The following is a 15,454-nucleotide window of genomic DNA, read 5'->3' as shown; positions in this document are numbered from 1 at the left end:
ATGAGAGCAATCCAGTTCGTCCGGTACGGACCGCCCGACGTCATGCACGTCGCCGAGGTGCAGGCACCGCAGGCGGGGCGGGGGGAGATCCGCATCGCGGTGCGGGCCTCCGGAGTCTCGCCTGGCGAGATCCGCGTCCGTTCCGGGGAGATGCGCGACGTGGTGCCCGTGACCTTCCCCTTCCGGACCGGGTTCGACGCCGCGGGCGTGGTGGACGAGGTCGGCGACGGCGTCTCGGGCGTGGACATCGGCGACGAGGTGTTCGGCATGACCACGTCGGCCGCCCGCGGCGCCAATGCCGACTTCGCGGTTCTGGCCGCGTGGGCGCCCAAGCCGGCCGCGTGGAGCTGGGAGGAGGCGGGCGGAGCCGCAGGCGCCGTCGAGACCGCTACCCGGGTCCTCGACCGGCTCGCGGTCGGCGCCGGGCACACCGTGCTCGTGCAGGGCGCGGCCGGCGGGGTGGGCACCGTCGCCGTCCAGCTCGCGGTCGCCCGCGGCGCCACCGTCATCGGTACGGCGAGCGAGCACAACCACGACTTCCTGCGTTCCCTCGGCGCGGAGCCGACGACGTACGGGGCGGGGCTCCCCGAACGGGTCCGTGCGCTCGCACCGTCCGGAGTGGACGCGGTGTTCGACTGTGCCGGAGGGGCGCTGCCGGACCTCATCGCCATCGCAGGCGACCCGGCCCGCGTGGTGACGATCGCCGACGTCACAGCGGCGGCCCACGGCGTGCACATGTCGCACGGAGCGCCCGCGGACGACACCGCCGCGGTCGTGGGAGCCGCCGCCGACCCGCTGGCGGTGCACGGCCTCGCGATCGCGGTCACGCTCGCCGGCGAGGGTCGGCTGCGGGTGCCGGTCGCGGCGGCGTTCCCGTTCTCCGACGTCGTGGCCGCGCACGAACTGAGCGAGAGCCGCCACGCCCGCGGAAAGATCGTGCTGGTGAACTGAGCGGACGCCCGCGAGATCGGGCGACTCGCGGTGAAGAAGGGGGCGACTCGCCCGGGCCGTGCCCGGCTATCCCTCCTTCAGGATCACCAACTCGCCGTTGCCGATCGGGGACAGCGAGCTCAGGTAACCCGCCGCTGCCCCGACGGCCTCGGTGAAGTCCACGAGCTGGTGGGCGTGGGAGATCGCGTTGTCCACCACGATCAGCCGCCCTGGGGCCACGATCCGCCGCAGGTCGCTCCACCAGCCGACGTACTGGTCGCGGTCGCTGTCGAGGAAGACGAAGTCGTAGCCGGCATCGCCTGCCGACCGGATGACGTCGCCGGCGTCGCCCTCGACCTGTCGGATCCGTGACTCCAGGCCGGCCCGGGCGAAGTTCTGCCGTGCCAGCGCGATCTTGGACGGCGCTTTCTCGACCGTCGTCACCGAGCCGTCGGCGCCCACGGCGTCGGCGAGCCACAGTGTCGAGTAGCCGTTCGACGTGCCGATCTCCAGGACGTTCCGGCTCCCCGTCGCCTTGATCAGCAGGGCGAGGAACACCCCGGTGTCGTGCGTGATGTTCAGCATCCTCCGGCTGCGGTCGTCGGTCGACGCGTCGTTCGCCGAACCGAACTCCTCCAGCTCACCCAGCAGTTCGCGCAGGGCAGGTTCCATGACACGTCCTCCCGTCGTGAAGCGTCACGGACACAGCGGGCGCGGATTCGTCGGTGGCGGCAGCCCGGCCAGCTCGGCGGGCTCGAGGACCCGTCCCGCCGTCACCCGGCACACGTGCCCGGCCCACATCTCCGGGTCGAGCTCGAGGGTGGCGGCGAGGTCGACGCCGTCCATCACGCCGATCCGTGAGCCGTCCGCCGTTGCGTCGAACATCTGCCAACCCGAAAGGTCGAAGGTCCGGACCGGCGCGGTCTCGCCCGCGTGCCACAGTTCGAGGCGGTCGAACGCGCCGACGAGTAGTTGTCCGGGTTCGTCGAGCGCCGCCAGGTCGTACCAGTCGAGGCGGTCCGTCGTCGGCCCCGCGACGATCCTCCGTTCGACCGCATCCCACATCTCCACGACTGCGCCGCCACCCTCGAGGTTGCGTCCCACGACCACGTGCTGGTCGTTCCACGGAGCAGAAGCAACCGTGACGCCCGGCCCGACATCCAGGCGGCGGCGCTCGTCTCCTGTTCGGATGTCCACCCACCGGATCACCGACGAGCCCTCGTCGACGACGGTCACCTCGTCCGGCCGGGTGGACGAGCCCATGAGGAGCGCGCGTCCGGCAGGCCCGTCTGCACCGTGCAGGTCGGTCTCGCAGGTAGCGGCTCCCGTCACCGGGTCCCAGCAGGTGACCCGGGATCCCACTCGCGTCAGCAACGAGCCGCCGGTGTCGAACCACATCTGCTCGAGCCGGGCCTCTCCTCCGATCGGGGCTGCGGTGATCTCGGAGACGACCCGCAGGTCGGGCACCGTGTACACGGTCACCTGGTACGCGGAGATCTGTTGCGCGACCAGCGCGCCTACATGGCCGAGCTCGGTCCAGGGGGTGAAGGCGGGCCCCGGCGCGGGGGACTGGTGCGCCTCGGACACGATCTCGCCGGTGCGCGCGTCGGCCACCCGCAGCACGCGGCCTGCCGACTGCGAGAGGATGTATCGGCCGTCCGAGGTCAGGTTCGTGCCACCGAGAGTCGGTCGCAAGGCGTCGGTGACCGCGTTCGGGCTCAGCCGCACGGCCCGGATCTCCTCGGGCCCGGAGACGAGCGCGAGAGTGTGCCCGGCCGTCTCCACCACGTCGTCGTCGATCGCGTTGGTCGAAACGGCGAACGTCAGGGTGCTCTCTGCGCCCTCCAGCACGGCGCCGGTCGGTCGCCCCAGGGTCAGGTCGACGATGCGCCGCGTACCACCCAGCCCGCTCATGACCGTGGTGCCCGGGCCGTCGGTCACGAAGTCCTGGCACAGGTCGCCCTCTGCGCGCCCGATCTCCCGGCCGTCGGCGACGAGCCGCGCCGCGTAACGTCCCGTGCCTTCGGCAATGCGACAGGTCACCAGCACGTTCTGCTTGCTGACGAACACCCGGTCGGCGGAGTCGTCGAGAACCCGGACCTCACCCGTGGTCGCATCCCACACCTCCACCCGGCGCGCGCCCCCGCCCGCCGGGCGCCCTCCGACGGCGTGGTCGACCACGACCGAGCGCGCGTCCGGGGCGAGCCTCGGCCCGCCGACCTGGTGCGTCCCGGCCTCGACGAGCCGCCCGCCGATGAGCCTGCCTGCCGCCAGATCCCACACCTCGACCCGCGACCGGCCGTCCGCGTTCAGGAGGACGGCGGCGACCGAACCATCAGGGGTGACGGCGAACGATCGAATCGCCTGCCGGGCCGGTCCATCGAGCGCCTGGCGCCGGCCGCTGGCCACGTCGATCCGCGACAGCCCGCGGTCGCCCCCCACGACGAGCGCCTGACCGTTCTCGACGACGACGACCTTCCTGGCGCCTCCGTCGGCCGACAGCTCCGACCTCGTGGCCCGTCCACCATGGGGATCGCGATGCCACAAGGTCAGGAAGCTGTAATCCCCCTCCGACGACAGTGCCACCACCACCGACCCGTCGTCGCTCGCGTCGACATCGGTCAGCCCCGAGCCTGCCCAGCCCGAGAAGACGGTGTCGGCGTTCAACGTGCGGACATAGCCGCCGAACAGCGCGCGATGGGCCTCGTCCGACGGCGACTCCCGGTAGGCGGCCAGGGCCAGCAGGAGCGAGCGTCCCGTGTCGCGCTCCGCCATGGCGGTCGCGGCGGCCGCGAAGGCCCGGGACGACGCCAGCGACTGTTCGATACGCGCCGCCCGGTCGCGCACGACGACCAGGACACTGGCGATCAGTGCCGCGACCGTCACGGTGACGAGGGTGATCACCTGCCGGCGCCGGCGCGACTTGTACGTCAGAGCTCCGCGCGCGGACCGCTCGACGTACTCCCGGCGGAGGGGGTCGACGTCGTCGGGTCGGCTGGTGAGCCAGGAGCGCGCTGCCCGGAGCGGCTCCCCGCGCAAGAGCAGCTCGGACGCCCGGTCGGCTCGTTGCCAACGGTCCCGGTCGGCGCCCACCTCCTCGAGCCAGAGCCGGAACTCGCGGTCGGCCTCGGCCCAGGTCCGCAGCCGTTGCCAGTGCTCGATGAGGGCGTCGTGGGCGAGCCGGACGGTGGGCCGGTTCTCTGCGTCGTGGCCTGCGACCAGCAGGCGGGCCGTCGCGAGGCGCTGTGCCAGTGGCCAGGCATCCTCGCCCAGCTGCTCCGCCGTGGCGGCTCGCCTGCTGAGCAGGGACCCGTTCGCGGTGACCTGCACCAGGGACAGGAACAGCCGGCGCGCCGTGTCCCGCTGCCCGGCAGAGATCTCGTTCCACGTCTGTTCCGCGTGCTGGGCCAGCGACCCGGACAGCCGGCCCATCTCGTCGTAGGCGCGGTGGGTGAGCATGCCGCGGTGCTGGCGCCGCCACAGCTCTGCCAGCGTGTTGCCGAGCAGCGGGAGGCTGCCGGGGTCGGTGCCGGCCTCGCGGACGATCACGTCGACCAGCCCCGGTTCGAACTGCACTCCCGGTATCCGCTCCACGGGCGCGGCGACGGCTTGGCGTACCTGGTGCTCGGTCATGCCCGCCAGGAGGAACGTGCCCCTGGTCAGCTGTTCGCCGAGTCGTGGGTGCTTCAGCGCGGCGTCGAGGAAGTCGGCCCGAAGAGCCATGAGAACCCTCAGCTGTTCGGCGCCCGGCCCGGTGAACAGCGCGTCGAACAGGGGATCGACCGATTCCGCGGCGAGGCCGAGCAGCTGCTCGGCCTGGTCCACGACGATCACCAGCGACCGGTGCTCCTGGGTGTCGAGCACCTGGGCCAGGACGTCGGCCAGCCCGCGCTCGGCGATGCGCGCCGTGAGCAGCGTCTGGGCGTCCAGCTGTTCGATGCGGGTCAGCTCCGGCTCGATGAGCGGCACCAGCGCGGCACCGAGAGCGCTCAGGGGCTCGCTCCCGTTGCCCGCCCGAAGCAGCGCCACGGCAGCACCGCGGCTCCGCATCCGGGGCATTGCTCCCGCCTGGACCAGCGACGACTTCCCGGACCCGGACGGGCCGACGATGGTGAGGACGGACGCCGCGTACAGGTCGTCGACCAGCTTCGCGGCTTCCTTCTCGCGGCCGAAGAACAGCTCCCGGTCCGCCTCGCGGAACGGGAGCAGGCCCCGGTACGGCGGCGGCGGGATCAGGGTGCGCCGCAGCTCCGGCCACGCCTCGACGAGCCACGCTGCCGGGATCACGTAGCCGGCGGGACCGGCAGTGGTGTCGGCGGCCACGACCATGCCGACGACGCCACCCAGCTCGTCGTCCCAGAGCGGCGCACCACTGAACCCGGGTTCGATCGGATAGCCCGCCGCTCCCGTCCGGTCGACCTGGATCCAGCCCGCTCCCTGCCGCCCGCGCAGCACCCCCTCGTGCCACACACCGTTGTCCCGACGCGCCGGGAAGCCGAACGTGCGTGCCGGGTGCCCCCACACGTCGGCGGCGTCGACCAGCCGGACCGCCGTACCGGCTCCCGCGCCGCCGGTCAGCCGGAGAACGGCGATGTCGCCGGTTCCGTCGGGCTCCGCAGGCAGCAGCCGCACGATCTCGGCCGGGTAGCGAGCGCGCCCGGCCGTGGGCACGGCATGGCGAAGCTCCACCACGTCGCCCTCGGCAACCGGAGTCGGATGAACCTGAGCGACGACATGAGCACAGGTGACGGCCAACCCGTCGGTGACGAGGAACGCCACCCCGGCAGGGGAGCCTTCGGTGTCGCACACGGCCAGGATCGAGGAATCGAGGCCCGCGGCGAACGACACGGTCAGTCCTCGCGGGTCCAGCTCAGCGACACGGTGAAGTTGGCCTCCGTGGAAGCGCTGGCGATCACCACATCCGCTTCCGCGGACAGCGTGACCCCGAACTCGACGTTGATCTCGGACGGGGGATGGACCATGGTCCGGAACCGGGTGACGAACCCCTCCGCGACCGGCCGGAGCCGATCGAGCATCTCGTCGAAGGACTCCGAGGCCTGTGCGATCACCCGACCCGGTCGAGCGGCACGGACCAGACCATCGTCCGGCTCACGGATCTCGACGAGTACGGACTCGTCACCTACCGGGACCCGCACCAGGTACGACACTCGTGTTCCTCACATCGGATGGCGGGAGCGATGCCGCAGCGTCTCGCGGTCACGGAGAGCGTAGCGGTGACAACCGACGGTGTGGCCGAATCCTCCCGTCCGGATGATCGAAGTTCTGTGTCCTGCCGTGCAGGTCCGGCGGTAGTTTCCGCTCCATGGCCGTGATCCACCGTGCGCAGTTGACCCCGACGAAGCGGGACCTGATCGCCGAATGGCTGCCGGCGCGGCCGTGGTCCGGGAGCCCCGCGGCAGGACAGGTCGAGGCAGTCGGCGCCTATCGGTTCGACGACCCGTCCGGTGTGGTGGGGATCGAGACGCTCCTGGTCCGGACCGCCGACGCGCGGATGTTCCAGGTGCCGCTGACCTACCGCGACGCGCCGTTGGTGGGGGCCGAGGACTTCCTCGTCGGTACCTCGGAGCACTCCGTGCTCGGGCGCAGGTGGATCTACGACGGGTGCGGCGACCCCGTGTACGCCGCCGCCCTCGCGACGGCGATCCTCGCCGGCGGGCGGGAGGCCGCCGAGTGGGTGGAGCAGGCGGACGGCCGCAGTGAGCGCCGGGAGCCCTCCGTCCGCGTGGCCGGCTCCGGTGCCGGGGGCGTCGAGGCTCTGCCGGTCGTCCCGGTGTCGGTCGTGGACGACGGCGCCACCACGACGGTCGGTGCGTCCGGGCTCGAGCTCGTGGTGCGGCGCGTCCTCGACGGGCCGACCCGCGCCGACGACGATGTCGAGACCCTCACCGGGACCTGGCCGGGGAGCGCCGAGCCGACCCTGCTGGCGTACGCACGTCGCGTGCCGTAGCCGGCTCGCGACGGGGAGAGGGCGCGCCGTCGCCCAGGTGTCCGGGCAACCGGAGCCGACGCGCTGGACCGAGCCGCGTGGCTGTACGCCGTTCAGGCGGAACCCTATGCTGAGCGAGGTGTCGGATGTTGAGCGGTGAGATAATCCGCCGCCGGGAGGAGACTCGATGGCTCGGCGTGACCCGGTCCGGCCGGACGCGGTCGACGCGATTCTGGAGCAGTGGCGGCGGGAACTGCCGGAGGTCGACTCCACGCCGCTGGCGGTCTTCGGCCGCATCCACCGGGTCTTCCTCCGCTACCACGCGTACGTCACGGACGTGTTCGCCGACTACGGCATCAACGCCGCGGCCTTCGACATCCTCGCCGTCCTGCGCCGGCACGGAGCCCCGTACCGGCAGACCGCAGGCGCGCTGGCGGACAGCTCGCTGATCACCTCGGGCGGCATCAGTCTGCGGGTGGACCGGCTGGAGAAGGCCGGGCTGGTGACCCGGGAGCGGGACGAGGTCGACAAGCGGGTCGTCTACGTCCAGCTCACGGACACGGGCCTGGAGCTGATCGAGAAGGTCGCGGCCGCGCACTTCGCCAACGAGCACACCCTGCTGGTCGGCCTGACGTCGTCCGAACGGCGCCAGCTCGCCCAGCTGCTCAGCAGGCTGGAGCGGTCGCTCGACGCGTACGAGACGATGTCGCGCACCGATGGCCGGGCTGCGGACCGTCTCGATGACGTGGGCTGATCTCTCAGCTCTCAGTGGCGTTCTGACCACTTCCGTCCGATGTGTCGATTTCGACAGGCTGCACCTCTGGTTGTCCTGAACTTATCTTGGCGCTAATATATTTAGCGAAGAGGTATTCCGCCCTGTGTCCAGGCTGGACCGGAGAAGGACGTACGCGATGCGCCTGCAGTCCCGTGGCGCCGGGTTGCTCACCCCGACGCAAGCCGCCCTGCCGCCGTTCGACCTGCTGCGGCCGACGAGCCTGGCCGATGCGCGTGCCGTGCTCGCCGACCGTCCGGAGGCGGTCATCGCTGCGGGCTGCACGGACCTGGTCGCGGCCATCCGCGAGGGTCTCGTGCCCTCCGCGCTGGTGTCGCTGCGCAACCTGGACGAGCTGCGGACGGTCGAGCACGACGGCGCCGCGCTCCGGATCGGTGCGCTCAACACCCACCACGACGGCTCCGCGCATCCCGTTCTCGGTGCCACCCTCCCGGAACTCGCTGATGCCTGGTCCGGCATCGCCACCGTGCGCATCCGGTTCCGGGCGACGGTCGGCGGCAACCTCATGGCGCGCCGGTACCGCTACGAGATGCCCGTCATCCTCGGCGCGCTGGACACCGCGATGGAGTTCAGCACCGCGGCGGGGGAGCGGCACTGCACCGTCGACGAGTTCGTCCGGCGCGACCCGGCCGTGCCGGAGGGCTGGGCGTTGCTGCACACCCTCTCCGTCGACACGGCATCGCTGATCGCCTTCCGCTACGACCGGTCCATGCGTCCGGTGACCACGGTGGCGCTGGCCATCCGCCGCTCCGGCGACGGGCTGCGCCTCACCGCGGCGGTCGGCTCGGAGTACCGCCCAGCCGTGCTGGTGCGCACCGACGTCCCGGTGACCGAGGTGACGGCGATCGATCATGCCGACGCCGCCCACGAGATGGCAGGTCAGCTGCCCGACCGGGTCGGCGACTACGCGGGATCGGCGCGCTACCGCCGCAGGATCGTCGAGGTGCTGCTGCGCCGCCAGCTCGAGGCGACCGCGGATCGGAGGGCCGTCGCATGAACCGGAACCCGGACGGCGAGGTCCCCGCCGGCGCGGCGGTGCCCGTCGACATGATCCTCAACGGGGCACGCCGGCACGCCGACGTGCCCACGAACACCGTGCTGCTCTCCCTGCTGCGCGACGAGTTCGGCCTCACCGGAGTGCGCGGTTCCTGCGAGCGCGGGGTGTGCGGGGTGTGCACCGTGCTGCTGGACGGGAAACCGGTCGCCTCGTGCTCGCTGTTCGCGTTCGACGTCGACGGCGCCACCGTCGAGACGATCGAGGGCCAGCGCGACGGCGACGCCCTGGGTCCGGTGCAACAGGCCTTCGCCGAGTGCGGCGGTTTCCAGTGCGGTTACTGCACTCCCGGCATGATCATGCTGACCACCGCGCTGCTGCGCAGCGAGGCCAAGCCGGACCGCGACGAGATCCGGCGCTGGATCGGCTCCAACATCTGCCGCTGCACCGGATACGAAATGATCATGGAATCGGTGGAGCGGGCCGCGGAGACGCTCGCAGCCGAGTCCCGTGAACCCGGTGAGGACCCCGACCCCGAGGGGGAGGAAGAGCGCTCGTGACCGAGGTCGTCGGACGCAACGCGCCGCGCCGGGACGCGCGGGCCAAGGTCACCGGCAGCGCCCGGTACGGCTACGACGTCGCGCTGCCCGGCATGCTGCACGCGAAGGTGCTGCGCAGCCCGCACGCCCACGCCAGGGTGGTGTCCATCGACACCAGCGCCGCTGACGCCCTCGCCGGCGTCGCGGCGGTCCTCACCCGTGACCGGCTGGGCGCGATGATGACCACGTTCGGCTCCCTGATCAAGGACCAGCCGGTCGTCGCGGTGGACACCGTCCGTTACGTCGGCGACGTGGTCGCCGCCGTCGCCGCCGTCGACGAGCGCACGGCGCTGGCCGCACTGGACCTCATCGACGTCACCTACGAGCTGCTGCCCACGGTCGCCGACATCGCCGAGGCTCTGGCCGAGAACGCGCCGGAGCTGTTCCCGGAGGCGCCCCCCGGCTTCACTCCGCACTACGGTCCCGGCGCCCATGCCACCCTCCGGCCCGCCCGCAACGTCAGCTTCGAGTACGGCCACACCACGGGCTCACCGGACGCCTGGGACGACTGCGACCACATCTTCACCGACACCTTCCACTTCCCCCGGATGCACCACATGCATCTGGAGCCGTACGTGAGCGTCTCGACCGCGGCCGCCGACCGGCTGGAGGTGTGGACCAGCAACCAGATGCCGTTCCAGCTGCGCCAGGAGCTGGCGAGGCTCTTCGGCGTGGCAGAAAGCGTGGTGCGGGTCCACGGCGAGTACATCGGCGGTGGTTTCGGCGGCAAGAGCAACTGCCGCACCGAGCACATCGGGTTGCGCCTCTCGCAGCTGGCCGGTGGCCGTCCGGTCCGGTTCTGCATGACGCTGGAAGAGGCGTTCCTGACCATCAGCCAGCACAAGGCGACGCTCACCCTGAGGACCGGCATCAAGGCGGACGGAACCTTCGTCGCCCGGCAGAGCACGGTGCTGCTGGACGCCGGCGCCTACTCCGAGTACAGCCCGTTCGTCGCCGAGAAGGCCGGGTACCGGATGCCCGGCGCCTACCGCTGGCAGCACATCGACACCATGTGCTGGACCGTGCACACGAACACCGTCCCCGCAGGCGCCTTCCGCGGGTTCGGCGGTACGCAGGCCACCTGGGCCAACGAACGGCAGCTCGACCTGATCGCGCAACGGCTCGGCATCGACCCGTTCGACCTGCGCTGCAGGAACATGCTCGACCTGGGCGAGCAGACCGTGCCCGGTGAGAGGCCGATCGACAGCGACCTCAAGCTCGGTCTCGACCTCGTCGCCGACGCGATCCGGTACCACGCCCGGCCCCACGTCCCGGGCCGTGGCATCGGCATCGCCATGGCGTGCAAGGACGGCGGCGGCATGAACAAGTTCGCGCAGGCCCGGGTGAAGATCGACGTCAACGGCAACGTCTACCTGTCCGCAGGCCTGACCGAGATGGGGCAGGGCGGCCACAGCGCGCTCAGCCAGATCGCAGCCGACGTGCTGGGCACCGAGCCGGCCAGGGTCCGTTTCACGGACGTGGACACCGACTACTCGCCGTTCGACTCCGGCACCAACTCCTCCTCCGGCATCGTGGTGACCGGCCGGGCCGTGGCCGACGCCGCCGAACGGGCGCGCCGGCAGGTGCTGGAGTTCGCGGCGGAGTCGCTGGATCTGCCCGTCGAGCAGCTCGACCTGCGGGACTGGCAGGTCATCGCCGACGGGGTGGGCCACCCGCTGCCCCGCATGATCCAGCAGGTGTACGGCGGCACCGGGTTCGAGTTCAGCGCCGAGGGGCAGTACAAGGCGGCCTTCTCGTCGGAGACACCGTTCGAGACCCAAGCCGCGTTCTGGGAGATCGGCTGGGCCGCGGCCGAGGTCAAGGTCGACGTCGAAACCGGCAAGGTCGACGTGCTGCAACTGGTGATCAGCGGCGACGCGGGCAAGGTCATCAACCACCTCGGCGCGCGCGGGCAGGACGAGGGCGCCGCCGTGATGGGACTCGGCCAGGCGTTGTTCGAGGAACTGCGCTACGAGGGCACGGATCTGCTCAACGGGGAGGCGCTGAACTACCGCGTGCCGATGGCCGACGATCTGCCCGCCTCGTTCGTGAGCATCACCCAGGAGCAGGGCCACGGCTCCGGGCCGTTCGGGTCCAAGGGGCTCGGCGAGGGCGGCATGCTGCCGGTTCCGCCCGCCATCGCCGCGGCGATCGCCGACGCGGTCGGCGTGCAGCTCACGGAGCTGCCGATGACTCCCGAGCGCGTGCTCGACGCCATCGACCGCCGCCAAGCCACGATCTGACGGCGGCGGGGCGAGTCCCGTGCCGCCGCCCTTCTCGAACAGCGGGACCGCGCGGGCGTTCGCCATCCTTGGCTGGCGAACATCCCGGGTGTCAGGCGGCGAGGAAGTTCCTCACCTGCGTGACGAACTCCTCGGCGTGCTGGAACAGGAACCCGTGGCCCGCGTCGCTGTAGAGCACGAGGACGGCCGAGTCGAGGTGCTGGGTCGCGACGTAGGACGCGAGGGCCGGGATCATCACGTCATGGGCGCCATTGGCGTACAGGACGGGCTGCGTGATGCTCTCCAGGTTCGCCCGGACCTCGTCGAACGGGATCGACTGGAGTTTGGCGACCGCGATGAGCTGGCCCTTCGCGGCGGCGTCGGAGATCTGGGGGCCGCCGGCGGCCAGGCGCGTGGACACCTTGGCGAGGTGCTCGCGCCCCGCTGCGCGGGCCCTGTCGGTCTCGGGGAAGAACAGGTACAGCAGGTCGTCCGGGGCGCCGCCGCCCGGCTTGGCCATGATCTCGCGGACCTTCTCGCTCATGGGCGGCGCGCCCGGCACGGGGGCGCCCGGGCTGCTGCCGGCCACGATCAGCTTGCGCACCAGTTCAGGGCGGCGCAGTACCACCTGCTGGGCCACGATGCCGCCCAGTGACCAGCCGAGCAGATCGATCTGCGTCAGGCCGAGCGCGTCGACGAACTCGATCGCGCCGTCGGCGAACCCCTCGACGGCCTCGCGTGGTTCGCCGGTGGTGTAGCCGATCCCGATGTTGTCGAACACGATGACGTCGTGATCGGCGGCCAGATGGTCGAGGAACTCCGGGTCCCACCAGTCGATGGTTCCGCGGAACCGGTTGAGCAGGACGAGGGGGACGCCGCCCCGCGGGCCCATACGCCGGTAGGTGAACCGGGCGGAGGGGCCCGCGACGGAGAGGTCTTCGGCCGCGTCGGCCAGGTAGGTGCTCATGGCGGGGGTTCACTTCCTTGCCGGATGTGGAGAGCGAGACGTACGGCGCCGGATGGGGTGAGTGGCGGACGACGCCATCACCTCACGCTTTGAAGTATGATCGTAATTCTATAGAGGCCGGGACGCACGGGGCAAGCGGTTGCTGCTGGGGAGTGGAGGTAGGCGGTCATGCGGTACGGGAAAGACCACAAGCAGGCCACGCGGCAGCGGATCGTCGAGGCGGCCGGGCGCCGGTTCAAGAGGGACGGCATCGACGGTTCCGGGGTCGCGAGCCTCATGGCGGATGCGGGGCTGACTAACGGTGCCTTCTACGCCCACTTCGCCTCGAAGGAGGACCTGGTCGCCACCGCGGTCGCCGACCAGCTACGGGCGCAGGGAGAGCAGTTCACGGAGTTGGCGTCCGGTGGGGGAGCGGAGCAGATCGTGCGGTCGTACCTCTCGGTCCGGCATCGGGACAACCCGGAGGAGGGTTGCCCGTCGGCTGCCCTGCTCGACGAGATCGGGCGCTGCAGCGACGGCACCAGGCGGGCATACACCGATGGCTTGCTCGCCACCATCGACGCCATCCTCGCCCGTTCCGCACCGGACGATCTGCAGGCGGCACGGGCGAGGACGCTCAGCGTCTTCGCCACGATGGTCGGGACGCTGCAACTGTCCCGCGCACTGGCCGACCGGGATCTCGCCGACGCGGTCCTGGAGCAAGGTCTCCGCAACGTCCTCGCGTTGTTGGGCCTCGAACAACCGGGCTGACGCCGCCGGCGGCTCACCCGGGACGACGTTGCGCGGTCGGACGTTCGCGGACGATCTGGTGATCGAGCGAGCTGAGGAAATCGGAGAACGCCCTGTTGGTACGGGTCCTGTCGGCAGTGGCGTCGAGGTCCATGAGGAGACCGCGGATGACCGTGAGGACGAGGGTGGCGAGCTCGGGCCGGTCGATGCTGCGCAGGCCGTCTTCGAGTGGCCCGAGCCAGTCGGTCGTCGCCACCCGGCGGAAGTCGGGCCACAGTTGCTGCGCCGCGCTCTCGCGCAACTGCCCGAACATCCGCAGATAGCGCTACGTCTACCGTCGATCGAACGGCACTCGTGGCGGACGTGGAGGTGGCGATGCGGGTCGTGTTCGTGCACGGGGCCTGTGTGCGGGACGGATGGTGGTGGTGGCACCGCATGACCGGGCTCCTGGAGGCGCGGGGGGTGCCGAGCGTGGCCCCGGCGCTCCCGAGCTGCGGCGAGGCCGGCATCCCCGGAGGTGCCGGCGGTCCGGGGTTGACCGAGGACGTCGCCGCGGTGCGGCAGGTGCTGCAGGACAGCGACGAGCCCACCGTCGTGGTCGCCCACAGCTACGGCGGCATCGTGACGGCAGAGGCGGCTGCGGGTGTGGCGTCGGTGCGCCACCTGCTGCTGATCTCCAGCTACCTGCCTGAGGTCGGGCAGAGCCTGTCCGAGTTCGGCGACGGCACCCCCGCGCCGTTCCTCGACGTCGACCTCGCCGCCGGGACGTTCGGGGTTCGCCCCGAGCTGCTGGTGGACACCTTCCTGCAGGACTGCGACGCCGACGTCCAGACCCAGGCGGCGGATCACCTCGCCGTCCAGAACGTGCAGGTGACCGGGCAGTCGGTCGGGGCGGCCGCCTGGCGCCACATCCCCTCGACCTACCTCGTGTGCGCCCGGGACGCGGGCACCCCTGCCCGGTTGCAGCGCGAGTTCGCCCGCGGGGCCGGCCGCGTCGTCGAGCTCGACGCGGGCCATCACCCGTTCCTGTCACAGCCCGCCGCGGTCCGCGACCTCCTGCTGAGCCTGGAGAACGAGACGGTGCCTGGTGCCGGGTTCCGCCGTTGACCTGAAGCCGAGTTGAGGGCCGACGATCTTTGCATGACCGCACCCCGTATCGAGGACACCTCGCTCGACCACACCGCAGACGTCGAGGCGATCCGCCAGGTGATCGCCGACGTCGAGAAGGGCTTCAACGACAACGACGCCGACCTGCTGGTCGAGCACTTCGCCGAGAACGGCTCGGCCGTCTCCGTTTACGGGCGGCAGCTCGACGGCCGCGACATGATGCTCGAGGTGAGCAGGGCTGCGCTCGCGGGACCGTTGCGCGACGAGCGCGCCCGCTACCGGCTCGCGGACGTGGTCTTCGTGCGGCCCGACGTCGCGGTGGCGCACAAGCACGCGTGGGCGACGGACGCGGCAGGTGAGCCGGTCGACGTGGGCCATGCGATGAGCGCCCTGTACGTGCTGACCAAGGAGGGTGAGCGGTGGTGGGTGGTGGCACGGCAGAACACCCTCGTGCCTGGTTCCTGATGCTAGGGGCCGACGGCGACCAGTGCCCGGTGGTGGCGGGGGGTGTCGATCGCGTCGAGCAGGGCGACGGCGAGATCGGCGTAGGAGAACGGGGTGCCGGTACCGGGCGGCGACAGCAGCTGCGTGCCGCCGGTCCGGTACCGGCCGGTGCGCGCGGCCGTCTCGTCCAGGAAGACCACGGGTGGGGCGAGCACGACCCAGTCGAGGTCGGGCGCGGCGGCCAGGACGTCGAGCTGGGCGACGTGGCCGAGGGCGAAGCCGCGGTGCGCGGCCGGGAAGCCGGGAGCATCCAGCAGCCGTTCGCCCGGCGCCACCTCGAGCACCGGCCCCATGCCCACCAGGACGAGCCGGGACACGCCCGCCTTCGCCAGCCCGGCCACGAGAGCCTCGGTCGCCGCCGTGTAGAAGTCGATGGCCGGGACGTCGAGCCGCGCGGCCGCGGTGACGGCGGCGTCGTGCCCGGCGGCGACGGCCGCGACGCTCGTGGGGTCGGTGACGTCGCCGGCCACGACGCTCACGCCGGCGCGACCCGGACCGCGGTGGGCGTCGGGGTCCCGCACGACCGCCGTGACCTCGTGGCCGCGGCCCACCGCCTCCTCGACCGCCCGCCGACCAGCGCGTCCACCTGCTCCGAAGATCACGATCCGGCTCATGCGCAGGACGCTAGGCGCCACGGGTGCGGTTCCCGCAACGGTAGTGGC

General features: G+C 71.5%; 15 protein-coding genes. 9 read left to right on the top strand and 6 right to left on the bottom strand.

The genetic code is table 11. The features are described 5' to 3' along the window. Complete coding sequence (locus tag ACQPZA_RS23250) at positions 1-951, top strand: NADP-dependent oxidoreductase (protein ID WP_433273714.1); 951 nt, start codon at positions 1-3, stop codon at positions 949-951. Between the two features lie 66 nt (positions 952-1,017). Here ACQPZA_RS23250 and ACQPZA_RS23245 read toward each other — a convergent pair whose 3' ends face one another. The 3 genes from ACQPZA_RS23245 to ACQPZA_RS23235 are packed head-to-tail and all read right to left on the bottom strand — an operon-like array spanning position 1,018 to position 6,098. Then, a complete protein-coding gene (locus tag ACQPZA_RS23245; protein WP_433273712.1) occupies positions 1,018-1,602 on the bottom strand; it encodes an O-methyltransferase in 585 nt (194 codons plus the stop codon). Between the two features lie 24 nt (positions 1,603-1,626). Further along, positions 1,627-5,778, bottom strand: a complete 4,152-nt coding sequence (locus ACQPZA_RS23240; RefSeq protein ID WP_433273710.1) for a trypsin-like peptidase domain-containing protein — start codon at positions 5,776-5,778, stop codon at positions 1,627-1,629. A gap of 2 nt (positions 5,779-5,780) precedes the next feature. Continuing rightward, a complete protein-coding gene (locus ACQPZA_RS23235) occupies positions 5,781-6,098 on the bottom strand; it encodes a CU044_2847 family protein (protein ID WP_433273708.1) in 318 nt (105 codons plus the stop codon). A gap of 155 nt (positions 6,099-6,253) precedes the next feature. On the opposite strand from ACQPZA_RS23235, the gene ACQPZA_RS23230 reads away from it, so the two are divergent. From ACQPZA_RS23230 to ACQPZA_RS23210, 5 genes are all read left to right on the top strand, one after another. Further along, positions 6,254-6,898 carry a CG0192-related protein gene (locus tag ACQPZA_RS23230; protein WP_433273706.1) on the top strand — a complete coding sequence of 215 codons (645 nt, stop codon included), beginning with the start codon at positions 6,254-6,256 and terminating at the stop codon, positions 6,896-6,898. Positions 6,899-7,064: 166 nt separating this feature from the next. Then, the gene (locus ACQPZA_RS23225; protein ID WP_433273704.1) at positions 7,065-7,631 is read left to right on the top strand and encodes a MarR family winged helix-turn-helix transcriptional regulator; all 567 of its coding nucleotides are present in this window, start codon (positions 7,065-7,067) and stop codon (positions 7,629-7,631) included. A gap of 157 nt (positions 7,632-7,788) precedes the next feature. Next, positions 7,789-8,667, top strand: coding sequence for an FAD binding domain-containing protein (locus ACQPZA_RS23220; RefSeq protein ID WP_433273702.1), 879 nt, complete (start codon positions 7,789-7,791; stop codon positions 8,665-8,667). Then, positions 8,664-9,224: a (2Fe-2S)-binding protein gene (locus ACQPZA_RS23215; RefSeq protein WP_433273700.1), complete on the top strand. Its 561-nt coding sequence runs from the start codon at positions 8,664-8,666 to the stop codon at positions 9,222-9,224. Before ACQPZA_RS23220 ends, ACQPZA_RS23215 begins: the two co-directional genes overlap by 4 nt. Further along, on the top strand, positions 9,221-11,506 hold the full coding sequence (locus tag ACQPZA_RS23210) for a xanthine dehydrogenase family protein molybdopterin-binding subunit (protein WP_433273698.1): 2,286 nt from the start codon (positions 9,221-9,223) through the stop codon (positions 11,504-11,506). The genes ACQPZA_RS23215 and ACQPZA_RS23210 overlap by 4 nt, the downstream gene beginning before the upstream one ends. 91 nt (positions 11,507-11,597) lie before the next feature. Here the strand turns inward: ACQPZA_RS23210 and ACQPZA_RS23205 are convergent, their stop codons facing one another. Further along, entirely contained in the window at positions 11,598-12,452 is an 855-nt protein-coding gene (locus tag ACQPZA_RS23205) for an alpha/beta fold hydrolase (protein ID WP_433273696.1), read from the bottom strand. 168 nt (positions 12,453-12,620) lie between these two features. Here ACQPZA_RS23205 and ACQPZA_RS23200 point away from each other — a divergent pair, with 168 nt between their 5' ends. Further along, the gene (locus tag ACQPZA_RS23200) at positions 12,621-13,202 is read left to right on the top strand and encodes a TetR/AcrR family transcriptional regulator (protein ID WP_433273694.1); all 582 of its coding nucleotides are present in this window, start codon (positions 12,621-12,623) and stop codon (positions 13,200-13,202) included. Between the two features lie 13 nt (positions 13,203-13,215). Here the strand turns inward: ACQPZA_RS23200 and ACQPZA_RS23195 are convergent, their stop codons facing one another. Next, entirely contained in the window at positions 13,216-13,494 is a 279-nt protein-coding gene (locus ACQPZA_RS23195) for a hypothetical protein (protein ID WP_433273692.1), read from the bottom strand. A 41-nt stretch (positions 13,495-13,535) separates the two neighbouring features. Here ACQPZA_RS23195 and ACQPZA_RS23190 point away from each other — a divergent pair, with 41 nt between their 5' ends. Together ACQPZA_RS23190 and ACQPZA_RS23185 are read left to right on the top strand one after the other, a co-directional pair. Further along, positions 13,536-14,288, top strand: coding sequence for an alpha/beta hydrolase (locus ACQPZA_RS23190; RefSeq protein ID WP_433273689.1), 753 nt, complete (start codon positions 13,536-13,538; stop codon positions 14,286-14,288). Between the two features lie 33 nt (positions 14,289-14,321). Then, positions 14,322-14,753 carry an SgcJ/EcaC family oxidoreductase gene (locus ACQPZA_RS23185; RefSeq protein ID WP_433273687.1) on the top strand — a complete coding sequence of 144 codons (432 nt, stop codon included), beginning with the start codon at positions 14,322-14,324 and terminating at the stop codon, positions 14,751-14,753. A gap of 2 nt (positions 14,754-14,755) precedes the next feature. Here the strand turns inward: ACQPZA_RS23185 and ACQPZA_RS23180 are convergent, their stop codons facing one another. Then, the gene (locus ACQPZA_RS23180; RefSeq protein ID WP_433273685.1) at positions 14,756-15,406 is read right to left on the bottom strand and encodes an NAD(P)-dependent oxidoreductase; all 651 of its coding nucleotides are present in this window, start codon (positions 15,404-15,406) and stop codon (positions 14,756-14,758) included. Positions 15,407-15,454 lie beyond the last annotated feature (48 nt).

The organism is Pseudonocardia xinjiangensis (genome assembly GCF_050948425.1).
Lineage (GTDB): Bacteria > Actinomycetota > Actinomycetes > Mycobacteriales > Pseudonocardiaceae > Pseudonocardia > Pseudonocardia xinjiangensis.
This window is presented reverse-complemented; position numbering and strand designations above follow the sequence as displayed.

Excerpts from the sequence above, each read along its gene's own strand:
- ACQPZA_RS23250 (WP_433273714.1), top strand. The coding sequence starts at position 1 with ATGAGAGCAATCCAGTTCGTCCGGTACGGACCGCCCGACGTCATGCAC.
- ACQPZA_RS23245 (WP_433273712.1), bottom strand. The coding sequence starts at position 1,602 with ATGGAACCTGCCCTGCGCGAACTGCTGGGTGAGCTGGAGGAGTTCGGT.
- ACQPZA_RS23230 (WP_433273706.1), top strand. The coding sequence starts at position 6,254 with ATGGCCGTGATCCACCGTGCGCAGTTGACCCCGACGAAGCGGGACCTG.
- ACQPZA_RS23225 (WP_433273704.1), top strand. The coding sequence starts at position 7,065 with ATGGCTCGGCGTGACCCGGTCCGGCCGGACGCGGTCGACGCGATTCTG.
- ACQPZA_RS23220 (WP_433273702.1), top strand. The coding sequence starts at position 7,789 with ATGCGCCTGCAGTCCCGTGGCGCCGGGTTGCTCACCCCGACGCAAGCC.
- ACQPZA_RS23215 (WP_433273700.1), top strand. The coding sequence starts at position 8,664 with ATGAACCGGAACCCGGACGGCGAGGTCCCCGCCGGCGCGGCGGTGCCC.
- ACQPZA_RS23205 (WP_433273696.1), bottom strand. The coding sequence starts at position 12,452 with ATGAGCACCTACCTGGCCGACGCGGCCGAAGACCTCTCCGTCGCGGGC.
- ACQPZA_RS23200 (WP_433273694.1), top strand. The coding sequence starts at position 12,621 with ATGCGGTACGGGAAAGACCACAAGCAGGCCACGCGGCAGCGGATCGTC.
- ACQPZA_RS23195 (WP_433273692.1), bottom strand. The coding sequence starts at position 13,494 with ATGTTCGGGCAGTTGCGCGAGAGCGCGGCGCAGCAACTGTGGCCCGAC.
- ACQPZA_RS23185 (WP_433273687.1), top strand. The coding sequence starts at position 14,322 with ATGACCGCACCCCGTATCGAGGACACCTCGCTCGACCACACCGCAGAC.
- ACQPZA_RS23180 (WP_433273685.1), bottom strand. The coding sequence starts at position 15,406 with ATGAGCCGGATCGTGATCTTCGGAGCAGGTGGACGCGCTGGTCGGCGG.